This is a genomic window from Dyadobacter sp. OTU695 (assembly GCF_038440355.1).
Lineage (GTDB): Bacteria > Bacteroidota > Bacteroidia > Cytophagales > Spirosomataceae > Dyadobacter.
In genome coordinates this window covers 207,091-222,558 of sequence record NZ_JASATN010000011.1, presented here as the reverse complement: position 1 = coordinate 222,558, position 15,468 = coordinate 207,091, and the positions used below count along the sequence as shown (strand labels likewise).

Annotated in this window: 10 protein-coding genes; 3 read left to right on the top strand and 7 right to left on the bottom strand. The window is 48.7% G+C overall.

Translation table 11 applies throughout. From position 1 onward, the window contains the following. Positions 1-66: 66 nt before the first annotated feature. The 4 genes from AAHB90_RS20500 to queG all read right to left on the bottom strand — a co-directional run bounded on the left by AAHB90_RS20500 (position 67) and on the right by queG (position 6,562). Positions 67-1,617: a SusD/RagB family nutrient-binding outer membrane lipoprotein gene (locus tag AAHB90_RS20500; RefSeq protein ID WP_342087066.1), complete on the bottom strand. Its 1,551-nt coding sequence runs from the start codon at positions 1,615-1,617 to the stop codon at positions 67-69. A 20-nt stretch (positions 1,618-1,637) separates the two neighbouring features. After that, on the bottom strand, positions 1,638-4,754 hold the full coding sequence (locus AAHB90_RS20495) for a SusC/RagA family TonB-linked outer membrane protein (protein ID WP_342087065.1): 3,117 nt from the start codon (positions 4,752-4,754) through the stop codon (positions 1,638-1,640). Between the two features lie 368 nt (positions 4,755-5,122). After that, entirely contained in the window at positions 5,123-5,536 is a 414-nt protein-coding gene (locus AAHB90_RS20490; RefSeq protein WP_342087064.1) for a DUF1761 domain-containing protein, read from the bottom strand. A gap of 78 nt (positions 5,537-5,614) precedes the next feature. Further along, positions 5,615-6,562: a tRNA epoxyqueuosine(34) reductase QueG gene (gene queG, locus AAHB90_RS20485; protein WP_342087063.1), complete on the bottom strand. Its 948-nt coding sequence runs from the start codon at positions 6,560-6,562 to the stop codon at positions 5,615-5,617. A gap of 113 nt (positions 6,563-6,675) precedes the next feature. Here queG and AAHB90_RS20480 point away from each other — a divergent pair, with 113 nt between their 5' ends. The 3 genes from AAHB90_RS20480 to AAHB90_RS20470 all read left to right on the top strand — a co-directional run bounded on the left by AAHB90_RS20480 (position 6,676) and on the right by AAHB90_RS20470 (position 9,825). Continuing rightward, positions 6,676-7,311, top strand: a complete 636-nt coding sequence (locus tag AAHB90_RS20480) for a nucleotide exchange factor GrpE (RefSeq protein WP_342087062.1) — start codon at positions 6,676-6,678, stop codon at positions 7,309-7,311. A 40-nt stretch (positions 7,312-7,351) separates the two neighbouring features. Then, positions 7,352-8,512: a molecular chaperone DnaJ gene (gene dnaJ, locus AAHB90_RS20475; RefSeq protein WP_342087061.1), complete on the top strand. Its 1,161-nt coding sequence runs from the start codon at positions 7,352-7,354 to the stop codon at positions 8,510-8,512. Between the two features lie 122 nt (positions 8,513-8,634). Next, the gene (locus AAHB90_RS20470; protein WP_342087060.1) at positions 8,635-9,825 is read left to right on the top strand and encodes an endonuclease/exonuclease/phosphatase family protein; all 1,191 of its coding nucleotides are present in this window, start codon (positions 8,635-8,637) and stop codon (positions 9,823-9,825) included. A 76-nt stretch (positions 9,826-9,901) separates the two neighbouring features. Here the strand turns inward: AAHB90_RS20470 and AAHB90_RS20465 are convergent, their stop codons facing one another. From AAHB90_RS20465 to AAHB90_RS20455, 3 genes are all read right to left on the bottom strand, one after another. Beyond that, positions 9,902-12,877 carry a glycosyltransferase family 117 protein gene (locus AAHB90_RS20465; protein ID WP_342087059.1) on the bottom strand — a complete coding sequence of 992 codons (2,976 nt, stop codon included), beginning with the start codon at positions 12,875-12,877 and terminating at the stop codon, positions 9,902-9,904. 232 nt (positions 12,878-13,109) lie between these two features. Next, entirely contained in the window at positions 13,110-14,429 is a 1,320-nt protein-coding gene (locus AAHB90_RS20460) for an ABC transporter permease (protein WP_342087058.1), read from the bottom strand. A 33-nt stretch (positions 14,430-14,462) separates the two neighbouring features. Beyond that, on the bottom strand, positions 14,463-15,377 hold the full coding sequence (locus AAHB90_RS20455; RefSeq protein WP_342087057.1) for an ABC transporter ATP-binding protein: 915 nt from the start codon (positions 15,375-15,377) through the stop codon (positions 14,463-14,465). Between the last annotated feature and the right edge of the window lie 91 nt (positions 15,378-15,468).

Genomic DNA, 15,468 nt, shown 5'->3' with positions numbered 1-15,468 from the left:
GTATTGCAAAAAGGCAGACGTGAGGTCTGCCTTTTTGCTTAAAAGATATAGTTCAAAAATTCGGGATCAGGGCTTATCCCACCACAGGCGGGTGCTGGATTTATCCTCGCCACCGAGTTTGGTAATCGCGTCTTTTAGAGCAGCAGCATTTGTTTGCTGCTCGCCAATCACGAAAGGCGTTCTCCTTAATACCGCATCTTTGGGGGTATCAGGGTTTTCCGAATTTATACGTGCATAAAGTTTTGGATAGCCAGTTCTACGATATTCGGCCCAAGCTTCGTGACCATTTGGATAGTTTGCCAGCCATTTTTGCGTAATGATCTGTTCGAGTTGCTTGGTTGGGTCTGCGGAGAATTTTACCGGAATATCCGACAAAGGGGGAGATTTCGAGAAATCGGACAATGCCACCGGAGCGGTCGTTCCATTGATATAGGTGGTAATTGCGGCTGCATCGGTAATGCCCCACTGCTTCAAGGCCGTTTCAATACCTTTTTCATAGAATTCCTTTGCAGTACCGGTTCCCATATTCCAACCTTTCCAAGCCCCCTCAGCTTTCAGGAAATAAGCCTCTGAAGCATACATGATCGCAAAAGGATTCGTTGCCTGTACTGCCGGTAAAAAAATGTCGGCTACATTGGAAGTTGCATTAGCCTTATTCTCTGGTGCTTCGAGCTGTCCCTGCGTATATCCGTTCCTCAATCCTTTAAATGAATTGGTAGTACCCGGAACCGGTGCGTAAAATTTACTGATCCGGGGATCTGCGTAGCCCTTCAAAACACTTTCCATAGCTGCGCTCATTCGAAATTCATTCCAAGCCGTAGCCTGATTCATCGGATTGAATGAATTGGCATTCACTTTCAAAAATGCATCATCCGCATTTGTTGCCAGAGTACCGCCTGCAACAGCCGCTTCCGCTTCCGTTTTCGCCAACGCTGGTTCAACTTTGGACATACGCATGGCGATCCGCAAACGCAATGTATTGGCAAACAAAATCCATTTGTTTACATCCCCCGCATAAATCTGGTCTACAGTACCAAAAATCGTTGTGCCTTTAAGGCCCTCCAAGGTTGCTGTCGAAGTCTTAAGCGTTGCTAGAAAGTCCTTGTAAATAGATTCCTGTGAGTCGTAGGGAACAGATGCCTCACCACTGCCTACTTTGGAATAAGGAATCGGCCCCCAATAGTCAGTTCTCGGAAGATACATATATACCTTCCAGATATTTGCCATCGCAAATTTCCCTGCATTTTCATATTTCCCACCAGGTCCTGTATTTTCAAGGACTCCAAGCAGAGCGGGGACGGCTGTTCCGTAAAAACCGTTCCATGCTCCATTAAGCCAGTTCCCCACCATTACGTTTCGATCGGAGGCGAAGTTCTGAGCTATATTCGCAAAATACTGGCCCTGCAAGTCGGCAAAAAGACTTTGGTAAGTCTGCCAGCTTGCCTGAATAGAGCGGTATTGCGCGGCTGCAAATGCATTTTCCGTTCCTGACTCATCCAGCGAAGTCAGTTTAGTTTTATTTGTATTGATCTCCTCAAAATTATCCGTACAGGAATAGGTTCCTACTGCCACGGTCGCAAGGAGAGCGAATGAAATTAATTTATAGCTCCTTCTCATTTGCTTCAGATTTACAATTTTTAGAATGTCAGGTTAAGATTCAAGCCCAGTGAGCGTGTGGAAGGCATCGAAAAAGACTCTAATCCCACCGTCGTATTCGCGGAACCCGCAACCAGTTCAGGATCGAATCCTTTTGCCTTATTCATCAGGAAAAATAAGTTACGGCCGACAACGAAGAGCGAAGCGCTCTGAAAAGGTGACTTTCCGAGAATTTTCTGTGGAAGACTGAAACCCAGCGTCGCTTCCCGCAACCTGATATTGGATGCGCTATAAGCAAAAGCCTCCCCTATAGGCGCATTACGCCCTCCAACAGCTTTCCAGTAAATTTCTGCTGTGGTTGAAACTGTATTCTTGCTGCCGTCAGCCTGTACCCCATCGACGACCATACCGTCACGTCCGGCCAGGGTTTCCTTTGTCACGCCGTCAGCATAAATAACTGCGTTGGTGAAGGAGGTCACAATACCCCCGATTCGACCGCTGACGAGGAAGCTCAAATTGAAGCCTTTATAGCTAAATCGATTGGTGATACCACCTGTCCATTTCGGCCGTGCTGTTCCAAGGGAAACGGTCGTCCCGGGCGTCACCAAAGGCACTCCTTTATCACTCACCTTAATGCGGCCCTGCTCGTCCCGCTGGAAACCCCGGCTATAAATTTGACCCAAGGCTTTTCCTTCTTCCGCCTGCATAAAATTCATAAAGTCATTAGTAAGCGGGAGTATTGAGAGCCTGTCCGACAACTTGATAACTTTGTTGATGTTCCTCGCGTAATTCAAGTCAATATTCCAGGAGAAGTCGCCATTTCTTATCGGAACAACATTAAATGTAACCTCGACGCCTTTATTCTGAACATTTCCGGCATTGATATACTCAGAACTCCATCCCGACGCTGGCGATAGCGCAACCTTGAACAACTGGTTCTTTGAATTACTATTATACAAAGTCAGGTCAAAACCGATGCGGCTTTGCAAAAACTTAGCTTCCAGACCTATTTCCCGTGCAGTTGTCAATTCCGGCTTCAATCCTGGAAAAGGTTTAACATTGTCACGAACAATGTATCCGGTGTTTCCGCCCGCTATATAAGAGTAAGTCTGGGTCAAAAGATATGGAGCCGCATCATTACCGGTAAGGGCATAACTTCCTCTTATTTTCGCGAAAGAAATGGCTTGCGGAAGCTCAAAAAGGCTAGTCAACACCGCCGCAGCGCCCACGGACGGGAAAAAATAAGATTGATTGGCAGTCGGTAGTGTTGACGACCAGTCGTTCCTAGCCGAGGCGGAAATTGTCAACGCATCTTTCCAGATCAAATCAGCCGAGGCAAAAACACCCTGCTTGCGGGTTTGTGCAACGGACCGGTTAGTGACCGAGTTTCGTGCATTGGTAGTAACAAAAAGATTATCCCGGTTGAGGCCATTATTCAAAGTCTGATGGTTCACATAATCTCGTTTGAGGATATTACCGCCTATTGTAGCGTCCAGCTTGAAATCTTCACTGAACTGTTTGCTTACCAATCCGAACAAATCGAGGTTAAGCTCCGAATTATCCCGCCAATTCGTCTGATAATCTCCAAAATCCGCAATCGTATAAGTATTGGTATACCATTTACCTTCAAACTTGTCGATGTACTTATCATATCCGGCACGTCCCATCAGTGTGAACCACGGCGTAATCTTGTAATTCAGAGAGGTAAACCCGTAGACTCTATCCCTATTATCCAGGGCAAGCACTCTATTCTTTATCCAGTAAGGGTTCTGCCCACCGTTAGAGCCGGGATTCCAATAATTTTGCAATGTCTTACCAGTCTTTGGATCCACATATTCGAAATCTTTGGCTTGTTCCAACGATATACTTCTTGGCAACCTTAGAATATGGCGCTGCAGGTTAGCAAACGCCTCTCCCGTCTGCTGCCTGTTCTCTATTTTTTCACTCAGATAAGTGACCTTACCGTCAAAGCTGAGTTTGCTTGTGATCTGACTTGACAGGCGAAAATTGAAGTTATGACGACTCAACTTGTTGTTCGAAACAATGCCTTTCGCAGCGGTATTGGTATAAGAAAAATACGTCTGAACTTTCTCATTGCCGGCCGTGAGCGCGACGGAATTTGCGATAGACGTTCCGGTTGAATAGAAATCCTTGTAAGAATTGGGCTGAGGTGAATAGGCATAAGTCTTTCCCTTATTGTCTGGATCAGGCCCCCATGCAGGAACCTGTTGCCCCTCCATTTTAGCGCCCCAGCTAAATTCACTGCCGGCAGCAGCCTTACCTTCTACACCCTGGCCGTATACGTTCTGAAAATCCTGTAATTCCATGGCGCGCTCCATCTGGAAAGTGCTGTTTACGCTTACGCCTATTCCTTTTCTTACTGCTCCCTTCTTAGTCGTAATAAGTAATGCCCCATTGGCAGCACGGCTACCATACAATGCTGTCGCAGATGCTCCCCTCAATACGTTTATCGATTCGATATCGTCTGGGTTGATACTGGAAATGCCGTCGCTTACGTCACGGCCGCCGTTTGCATTGCCAGGCGTAAAATTCGAGTTATCGGCAGGGCTGAAATTCGAGTTATCGATCGGAACCCCATCCACTACGATCAGTGCCTGGTTATTTCCTGTAATCGATCGGTCTCCCCTCAAAACAACACGGGTAGACCCTCCCACCCCTGACGACGACCGAACGATATCCAGACCTGCCACGCGACCGGATAACGAGTTGGCCACGTTTAGTTCGCGTGCTTTGGAGAAGTTATCAGTGTTGATCATCTGGGTCGCATAGCTGAGCGTCTTCTGCTCTTTACTGATACCCAGCGCAGTGACAACCACTTCACCCAAGTTACGCACATCGGCATCCATGGACACCGTAACGTTCGTCATGTTCGCCGACACTGCCACTTCCTTGGACGTATAGCCCACAGAAGAAATAATGAGCGTTGCAGCTCCACTGATATTCAAACTGAAATTACCCTCCGCATCCGTATTCGTCCCCCTCGTAGTCCCTTTGACCAGGACGTTGGCACCAGGAAGCCCGGCCCCGTTCTCATCGTTCACCTTACCGGTAACCTGCCGGTCTTGGGCGTATGATGTGTTAAGAAATAGCACTACAGACAGAAATGTCAGCAGCACAAACTGTAAAGCTTTGCTCATAGGTAAGTTGGGTTTATTTGGAATTCTTAGAAATTTAAACCTATTAACACAAATAAGCAACTTATTCGCTTCTTTTTAATTGTACTAAACTAATATTTCGGATAAACGGCATTTAAAAGCATTTAAAATGCCAATTTTCAATCATCTTAAAATATTATTTGTCTTACATACATTTATTAGGACGCCCCGGATTTGGCTGCGTGCTCGAAACACAAATGCGTATTCGATGTTTTTATTTTCCACCGACAAAATTGAAAGGTCACATATTTTGTCTACAAAAAACACAATTATGACAACAAGGGAGTACTGCACACCGAGGGTGACACCGGACGCCAACTAGTATAAAAGCAAGATGAAGAATGAATAGGCTACTCGTATTTGCGCCACGCGCCCAGGATCGCACCCGTGAGTGCGTACACGATAACGCTCACGCCGCCATTGATGAGCGAGAGGGCTAATGGCCTCATCGAAAACATGTCCTTCACGATCGTTTCGAACAATACGAAGACAATGCCGAACAAAAGCCCGATGAGAAAACCCGTGATGAGAGATTTGACGGGGACCTTAGTGAATATCCAGGCCATGGTGTAGGCCATGAAGGAGGTGGAGACTATACTGGCAAGGTAAGGGACCGGGCTGGTGGCCGACTTGATCTGCTCCATTGTGAAGCCATTCAATGCCATCCATTGTTCTGAAAAAATGCCATACCACAACGCTGGCACTATCTGACCTATCACTACGCATACTAGCACGGCCCAAAGATTGACAGATTGTTTTCTCATTGTGTTGAGTGTTTTATTCAGTCATCGAAAGGTACTCCCCGGCCCAAATATAAGAGGTTTCAGATATAATTGTGCTTTTTATTCATCGGATATAACAAATTCGATATTACGCTTCAAACCGGCGTATTTGGCCCTTTTGACGGGCGATCTGCGGAATATTTCGCGAAATACTTCTTCGGTAATCTCCCGCCAGTCGCCATTCGAAAAGCCGGCAAGTTCCTGAGGTAAATTGAATTGTGGGGTCGTGTGCGGACGCGCGAAACGGTTCCATGGACAGACGTCCTGACAAATGTCACAGCCAAAGATCCAATTGTTAAATTTCCCTCTTACTTCCTCGGGGATGGCCTCCTTTAATTCGATTGTATAATAGCTGATGCATTTGCTTCCATCGACTACGAAAGGACCTGTGATGGCGTCAGTCGGGCAAGCGTCAATACATTTAGTACACGTACCGCAATAATCACCGGTGGCGCTGTCGGGAGCGAGGTCCAGGTCGCAGATGATTTCTCCGATGAAGAAAAAGCTGCCCATTTCGCGGTTGAGCAAATTGGAATGCTTGCCGATCCATCCCAAACCGCTTTTTGCAGCCCACACCTTGTCCATTACCGGCGCCGAATCGACGAAAATGCGACCGTTTACTTCTCCTACCTCTTCCTGAATGGCCATAAGCAGCGCGCTCAGTTTTTCCTTTAATATATAATGGTAATCGGTGCCGTAAGCGTATTTGGAAAGTTTGAGGTCGTCGTCACCTTCCGGGAGGCGTTCTTCGGGATAATAATTAAGCAGGACGGAGATCACACTCTTAGCACCTTCAACGAGTTTGGTCGGATCGAGGCGCTTGTCGAAGTGATTGGCCATGTAGGCCATGGCACCGTGGTGATTCAGTGACAGCCACTTATCGAGTCGCGGAGCTTCGCTTTCGAGGAACTCTGCCTTTGAGATACCACAAAAATCAAAGCCACTTTCAAGCGCTTTTGCCTTGATAAACCGACTCCTCTCCTGCCTTACGATATCTGCTGCCGTCATATTGCAAAGTTACAAATTGATTGTAAAATGCCATCTTGTCAGTAATTTAGCCGTGGCAAAGTAATTTAGGAGTAAAATGGCTGTTGCAAAAAGACACGTAACTGCGAAAAACCATGCCAGAAAATACAGAATTCAACATAGATCAAGACAAAAATTACGAAATGAACGAGGATAAAGCTTCATTGGAAACTGACAATCTGGTAAACGAAGAAAATTCCGAAATTTCCAACAATGTACCCCTGGACAATGCAGGCCAGGAGATTACGGGTGACGCGCCCTCCGGCGCGGCACCCAAAGCGGATCCGCTGGACGCTGCGAAGGCTGAAATTGCCGAGTTGAAAGACAAATACCTGCGCCTTTATGCAGATTTTGAAAATTTCCGCCGCCGCACAGCCAAGGAAAAACTGGAAATGATCTCGGGAGCGAGCGCCGATACGGTGAAACTTATCCTTCCGATCGTTGACGATTTTGAACGCGCCAAAGTTTCTTTTGATTCTTCTACCGAGATTGAAGCATTGAAAGAAGGCGTGGACCTGATTTACACCAAACTTTACAAAGCCCTCGAATCCAAAGGCCTGAAAGCCATGGAATCCAAAGGCGCTGATTTCGACGCCGAACTCCATGAATCCATCGCGCAGTTCCCCGCTCCGTCGGAAGATCTGAAAGGAAAGGTGATCGATGAAATTGAAAAAGGTTATTACCTGAACGACAAGGTTATTCGTTACGCCAAAGTAATCGTAGGCGCCTAATGCCCTCAACCTTCCTTACGGGATACATCAGTAATTAAAAATGGCAAAGAAAAGAGATTATTACGAAGTCCTTGGCGTGGATCGCGGCGCCTCCGCGGATGAAATCAAAAAGGCTTACCGCAAGCTCGCGATCAAGTTCCACCCGGACAAGAATCCCGACGATCCTACGGCGGAGGACAAATTCAAAGAGGCGGCAGAGGCATATAGCATCCTGAGCGACGACAACAAACGTCAGCGTTACGACCAGTTCGGGCACGCCGGTGTGGGCGGCGCTTCCGGCGGAGGGGCAGGCGGCTTTGGCGGCGGCTTCACGATGGATGACATTTTCTCACAATTCGGGGATATTTTCGGGGATAGCAGCCCATTCGGGGATATTTTCGGCCGCCAGGGCGGAAACGGCCGGCGCGTCCGGAGAGGCTCCGATCTTCGCATCAAGCTGAAACTGAACCTTGAAGAGGTTGCGAATGGTGTTGAGAAGAAAATTAAGGTAAAAAGACACGTTACCTGTAACACCTGCGGCGGCAATGGCGCGAAAAACGGCACGTCGCTGACCAACTGTAACGGCTGTAACGGAACAGGGCAGGTGCGCAAGGTGGTGAGCACAATGCTTGGCCAGATGGTTTCGACCACGACTTGCCCTACCTGTAATGGAGATGGCAAGATCATCAGCGAACGTTGCGACTCCTGCGCGGGCGAAGGACGCCTGCTGCAAGACGACCTGATCACGCTGAATATCCCGGGTGGCGTTGCGGAAGGCATGCAGCTCTCGATGTCGGGCAAAGGAAACGTTCCTGCGCGCGGAGGTGTCGCGGGCGACCTGCTGATCGTCATCGAGGAAGAGGAGGATGCATTGCTGAAAAGAGACGGCAATAATGTGATATTCGATATGCATTTGAGCTTTGTCGATGCGGCACTTGGCACCTCGGTTGAAATACCCACCATTGACGGAAAGGCGCGCATTAATATCGAGTCTGGAACACAAGCCGGCAAGATTCTGCGCCTGAAAGGCAAAGGTATCAAAGACCTGAATGGATATGGAAAAGGTGACCAGCTGGTGCATATTAATGTATGGACGCCCCAGCAACTGACTTCGGACGAGCGTTCGACGCTTGAATCGCTCCGTCACTCGCCGAACTTCCAGCCGAAACCAGGCAAGAATGAAAAGGGCTTTTTTGATAAAATGAAAGACTTCTTCCATTGATCATGCCTGTTCAATAAATATTACAAAAGAGCTGCTTCGTAACCGGAGCGGCTCTTTTTGCTTGACACCAATAGCGGCGATCCGCATTCATCATCAATCATTCACAACCAAAACAATACGCAATGAAATCTCTGTTGCTTTCCGGCGCATTACTTTGCCCGGGACTGGTAGCCGCACAAACCGCGTCTTCCACCGGGACGCCCTCCACCGTTACCTTTGCCACCTACAACGTGAGTATGGAGGCTGAAAACTACTTCCCGCGAGGCACGCCGGGCAATTCAGAAAAGGTATTGATCAAGGAACTTGCTTCCGGCTCCAACCCGCAAATCAAAAACATCGCGCAGATTATCAAGACCGTGCGACCGGACGTGATTTTGCTCAACGAGTTCGATTACATCAAAAACCCGCAGGAAGGTGTGGCGCAGTTTGTGAAGGCTTATCTGAAAGAAGATTCGAATGGCGCGAAAGGCATCGACTATCCTTACTACTACTATTCCACGGTCAACACGGGCCAGCCGACGCCTTATGACCTCGACCGGAACGGCAAAAAGGAACAATATGGCTCCGACGCCTGGGGGTTCGGCAATTACCCCGGCCAGTACGGAATGGTACTTCTGTCGCGCTTCCCGATCGATGCCAAAGCGGTACGGACATTCCAGCATTTCAAATGGAAGGACATGCCTGATGCATTAAAAACCACCACCGAAGACGGCGCCGAATGGTACGCCCCGGAGGCTTGGGCGCAATTCCCGCTTTCTTCGAAATCGCATTGGGACATACCCGTGAAAGTAGGCAACAAAACCATCCACGTCCTCGCCAGCCACCCTACCCCGCCCTCGTTCGACGGCAAAGAGGACCGCAACGGCAAGCGTAACCACGACGAAATCCGCTTCTGGAACGATTACATTACCCAAGGCAAGGGAAACTACATTTATGATGACAACGGCAAAAAAGGCGGCCTTGCCCCGAATGCATCATTCGTCTTACTGGGCGACCAGAATGCATCGCCTGACGAAGGCAATGCAATTCCTGACGGTATCCGGCAGCTGATCAATAACTCAGCTATAAACGGCGGCACTGCCCCAGCCAGCCAAGGCGGCGCCGAGCATTCTCCCACCAATGCATTTGCCAAAAACCACACCGCATTCTGGCGCATGCGCGCGGATTACGTGCTACCCTCCCGCAAGGGTTTTCAAATCGTCGACAGCGGTGTTTTCTGGCCTGCGAAGGGCGAGCCGATGGCCGAGCTGGTGGAAAAGCGGGAGTCGAGCTCGGATCATCGGTTGGTTTGGGTTAGGTTAAAGGTTGAATAAAACATACCCGTCAAAAACGAAAGCGGTCCCGGAGTTTCCGGGACCGCTTTCGTTTTTGACGTCTTTTTCTTTTCTATTACTGCCCTCCACCATACATATTAAACGCAGCCAGATGCTTCTGGAAGATCGCTTCATATTTCTTCGCGGCGGCTTCCTGCTTCGCGTCGCGGCACTCCTGTACGATCACTTGCATGATGTATAGATAAACATTGCTGTCGCGGCGGCGGGTGGTCGAATTGTTCTTTGCCCAGGTTAATACTTCGTCGGCGCGGTGGGCCATTGTTTCAGCGATTTCAAGTGCTTTCTTGCTTTCGCCCAGGTCGAACAACGGGCCTATAAAGTTGGCCGAGAACTGGTCGTATGGAATGCTCTTGTCGGGCATCGTGGTCAGTGAGCGCTCAATGGCCTTTTTCGCTTCTTCCTTGCGACCGTCTGCGATGAGCTGGCCCGTAAGGCGCAGGAATGCAATGCGCGCTGTCGCCACGGGTGAGCCGAGGTACGTATTGTCATAATAAGTGTTCGAATTATCGAGATCGCGCCAGAACATCTTGTTCATCAGATTATTGTACATCACGTCGGCATTCACGTAACCATCACTTGCACCCGGCACTTTCACCGGCAGCAGGCGGTAGGCATAGCCTTCCAGCTGCATGTATTCTTTCAGGTTCAGGTAGCTCGATCCGCCCAGGGTTGATGAGAAGTAAATAGGACGTTTCCAATCGTTGGAAGCGATGATATCGAGCATGATCAGGTCAGATTTGTACAAATCACCTTTACCGATCGTCCAGCTGATCGAATCGCTCACGAATGGAACGAGGTCGCTTTTGATGATATTCATCTTTTTCACAGCCTCGGCATCCACCGGCAGGAACAATACCGACGACGGCAGAATCGAGGTCATATCACCGCTGGTCAAAGGTACCTGGATAGCCTTATTTTCCTGTTTTACCAGTCCGAGATATTCTTTCAGGTTGATACCCGCTTTCACACTCGGTATTTCATAGAATGGAACAATATCGTTCTTTCCAAATGCGTAGTTGTTCTTGTCGAGCGAGATCGGTAGCGCTTCCGATTTGTAGGTGCGACGTTTCATCTGGTCGATATACCAGTCGGTACCCAAAAGGCTCAGGTTACATACACGTACGTCTGTACGGAAGCCTTCCACTTCCTGCACGTACCACAATGGGAAAGTGTCGTTATCGCCACCTGTGAAAAGGATCGCATTCGGCGCGCAGGAGTTGAGCAGGTTTTTAGCAAAATCAACCGAGTGGTAACGGTGGTCGCGGTTGTGGTTATCCCAGCCTTTGGTACCCATAATAACCGGTACTACCAGACCAAGGGCGGTCGCAACGCCCGCACGGGCCGTACCGCTTTTTACAAACTTGCCGATCGCATCCGCAATGGCAATAACGCCGTAGCCGATCCAGATACAGAAGATATAGAAAGAACCTACATAGATATAGTCACGCTCGCGTGGCTCGGTCGGCGGGGAATTGAGGTAAACGACCAACGCCACGCCGGTCAGGATAAATAACAGTCCCAAAACCAGCAAATCGCGTTTCTGCCGGAAATAGCAAATCACAATACCGAACAATCCGAGCAGGAACGGCAACATAAAGTAGTTGTCGTGCGCCTTGTTTTTTGCGATAGGCTCAGGGTATTTTGTAGAAACATCCCACGGCGTCATATTACCTGCGCCTTCTTCATCGCTTTCACGCCCAACGAAGTTCCAGAGGAAATACCGCCAGTACATGTGGCCGATCTGGTAGGAGAACATGAAAGAGAGGTTATGCGACATGGTCGGTTTCTGACCTTCCGCCAAACCGGTCATTTGCATGTATAATTGCGGGTGGCCTGGCTGCGTGCTGTACATACGCGGGAGCAGCATATTGGCCCCTGGTTCGTATTCGTATTCAGGGCGGTAATCATAAATCGCGTATTTGCCATCCTGCTTGCGGTACATAGGCGCACCACGTTTCTGGCTTACCGGACGCGACACGAATGACGGCCCGTACAACAACGGACGACTGCCATATTGCTCACGTTTCAGGTAAGAAACGAAACTCAGTACGTCGTTCGGATTGTTTTCGTTAATGGGCGGGTTGTATTCGGCACGTACCAGTACCATCAGGTAGCTGGCGTATCCGATCAATACAAATGCGAGTGAAAGCAAGCTGGTATTGAGCAGCACATTGCCTTTCTTTTGGGAAAAACGGATTCCCCAGATCAACGAACCGATAAACAATATGATGAAAAAGATCACCCCCGATTTGTAGGGCAACCCCAAAGTATTTACGAAGAATATTTCAAATTTACCTGCTACGCTCGGCAGGCCAGGAATGATACCCGAGTTGATGATCCCCAAAACAACCAGACCACCAACAAATGCAAGAATACCTCCTAAAACACTGGTTTTCTCGTATTTTTTGAAATAATAAACCAGTGCAAGCGCAGGGATTGTTACAAGGTTCAACAAGTGAACACCGATAGAAAGCCCTACCAGATAGGCGATCAGGATCAGCCAGCGGTTCTCGGCCGCAGGATCCTGGATACGCTCCCATTTGAACACGGCCCAGATGACGATAGCTGTAAAGAAGGACGACAATCCATAAACCTCGGCCTCTACTGCCGAAAACCAGAACGAATCGGACCAGGTATAAGCCAGTGCACCGACGATACCGGCACCCATTACAAGAAGCGTATCCGCTTGGGTAAGCTCTTCGTCGCTTTTAGCAACCAGCTTGCGAACCAGCAAGGTAATGGTCCAGAATAGGAAGAGGATCGTAAATGCGCTGCTCAATACAGACACCATGTTGACCCAGTATGCCACTTTCAGCAGGTCACCTAATGCGAAAAGAGAGAAAATACGGCCGATCAGCAGGAAGAAAGGAGCGCCGGGAGGGTGAGGAACCTGCAATTTGAATGCACAGGCTATAAATTCCCCGCAATCCCAAAAGCTGGCAGTACGTTCGACTGTAAGGGCGTATGTGATGAATGCAATAGCAAAGACAATCCAACCCGTAAGGTTGTTGGTACGGTTGAAACGGGTCATCTGAAAGACGGTAAATTTGAAAAAGTTATATGCACAATGCGCAAAGATGGCGACTCTTTTTGAGCAGTTCTATCAATGATCGGCCAAAATTAGCAAAATAACCACAACAGCAACGGTTTGGGAATCTTAAAAAACGTTAAAGGGGACTTCGGCTTTCAGACTTCGGCTATCGAACTTTTGCTTTGGCAAAGCCCAAGTCAGTTGCAAACATGCTCAAAGCCGACAGCCGAAGTCATTTGTAAAATATCCACTTCACCAATTCCCTGTAACTTACTTTTTTCCCGTACATGAGAATGCCGACCCGGTAAATGCGGGCGGCGATCCAGGTGGTGCCCATAAAACCCAGTATCAGCAGTATCATCGACAGTACCAACTCCCAAGCCGGTACACCGAAGGGGATCCGCACCATCATGATGATCGGTGATGTGAACGGGATAATGGATGTCCAGAACGCCAGCGTGCCATCGGGGTCGCGGAGAACGAATTGGGCAAAAACGAAGGAGAAAATAATGGGCAAAGTAATAGGAAGCATGAATTGCTGGGTATCGGCGTCGTTGTCCACGGCCGCTCCCACCGCTCCGAACAACGCGCTGTAAAGCAAATAGCCACCCAGGTAATAGAAAAGGAAGCACCCGACGATCAGGGGAATATTGAGGCTTCCGACAGCGTTGAGCACCTCAGTTACCGGGTTTTCGACGTTACCGGCCGCTGCGGCCTGCGCGGGCATTTGCGCTTTCTGCATTTCTTTCGCTACCTGCACAGATTCTTTGGACATCCTGCCACCGATAATGGCCGTCGTAGCGCTCGTCACCGCGGCAGTAAGCAATATCCACAATACAAACTGGGTTAAACCCACCAATGCCACGCCGATAATCTTGCCAAGCATCAAATGGAACGGCTTCACGGACGAAATAATCACTTCCACGATCCGGCTGGTCTTTTCCTCGGTGATCCCGCGCATGACCTGCGTGCCGTAAATGAATACCGACATATAGATCAGGAATGCACAAATGCCGCCAATTACGGTCGCCGCTCCGGAATTGCTCGTTTTTTCGCCTTCCTCGCTCAGGCTGATCGTTTCGGAACTGACATTTACGCGAGAATCTTCCAGAATTTGGTGCGTTATGCCCGCCTCTGCCAGTTTAATGTCTTCAATTTCCTTCTCAATAACTTTCTCAATGTCCGATTTCAAATCCAGGCTCACATTCTTGGCTGCGTAAATCCGCACGCTCTTCGGCGCCTTGATCACATTCGCGGGAATATAAACGAGCGCATTGGCTTCGCTGGACGGGAACGCTGCTTTCGCAGAGTCGATGCTTTTGTTGATAAATTGAAATTTCAGCGTTTCAGAATCTTTGAATTTCTTTCCGAACAGCCCGCTTTCGTCGAGCACCTGTACTGTTTTGGTATCGATCGAACTCATCGCTACCCAGAATACGGTCCCGTAGAAAGCCCCAAAAAGCAGCGGTCCCAGCAGCGTCATAATCAGGAACGACTTCTTTTTGACCCTTACCAGGTATTCTCTTCTAATAACCAGAAATATATTTCGCATGGGTTTCGGATTAATCACTGTGAATGGAATGCGCTACGCCTCCGGAACTTCATTGACGGCCTTCATAAAAATTTCGCTCATGGTCGGAATGTTCTCACCAAAAGCGCGGATCTCGACCTTTGACAGCAGATTGAGCAGCAATGCATTGGCGTTCGTGTCACCATCCAGATGAATATTGGAGCGGATGTAGCCGTCTTCGGTTATTTTTTGGTCGAGTATCTGGTAAATCGGGTCCAGTTCATCGAGATGTCCTTTGTATTCAACAAAATAAGTATGCGTCTTGAATTGCTCCTTGATCTCCCTTTTGGGACCGTCGAGTACCTTGCGCGACTTATGGATCAACGCAATATGATCGCAGAGCTCCTCCACGGTTTCCATTCTATGGGTGGAAAAAATAATGGTACTGCCCTTTTGTTTCAGTTCCAGAATTTCATCGCGGATGAGATTGGCGTTGATCGGGTCGAAACCGGAGAATGGTTCGTCGAGAATGATCAGATCAGGCTCGTGCAGGACGGTCGAAACGAACTGCACCTTTTGCTGCATTCCCTTCGATAGGTCGCCGATCGTCTTATCCCACCAGGTTTTGATGTCAAATTTAATAAACCAGGTTTTCAGCTTCTCCATCGCCTCCTTTTGCGAAAGGCCTTTGAGCTGCGCAAGATAAAGCAGCTGCTCTCCCACCTTCATTTTTTTGTAAAGTCCGCGCTCCTCTGGCAGATAACCGATCCTCGAAATATGGTCGGGGTTAAGCGGAACACCGTCGAACAACACTTGTCCGCTATCAGGGCCGGTGATCTGGTTGATAATGCGGATCAGCGACGTTTTTCCCGCCCCGTTCGGCCCCAAAAGCCCGAAAATGCAGCCCTTGGGAATAGATACGCTGACGTTGTCCAGGGCGGTATGGCTGGAATATTCTTTCGTTACATTCCTTACCTCTATGATGTTCATAAATCTCTAAACGGTGTAAACGCAAATATGCGAAGTAATTTCCCGGCGCGCGGCAACCACAAGTATAAAAGCCTCATTTGGCTGATCAAAG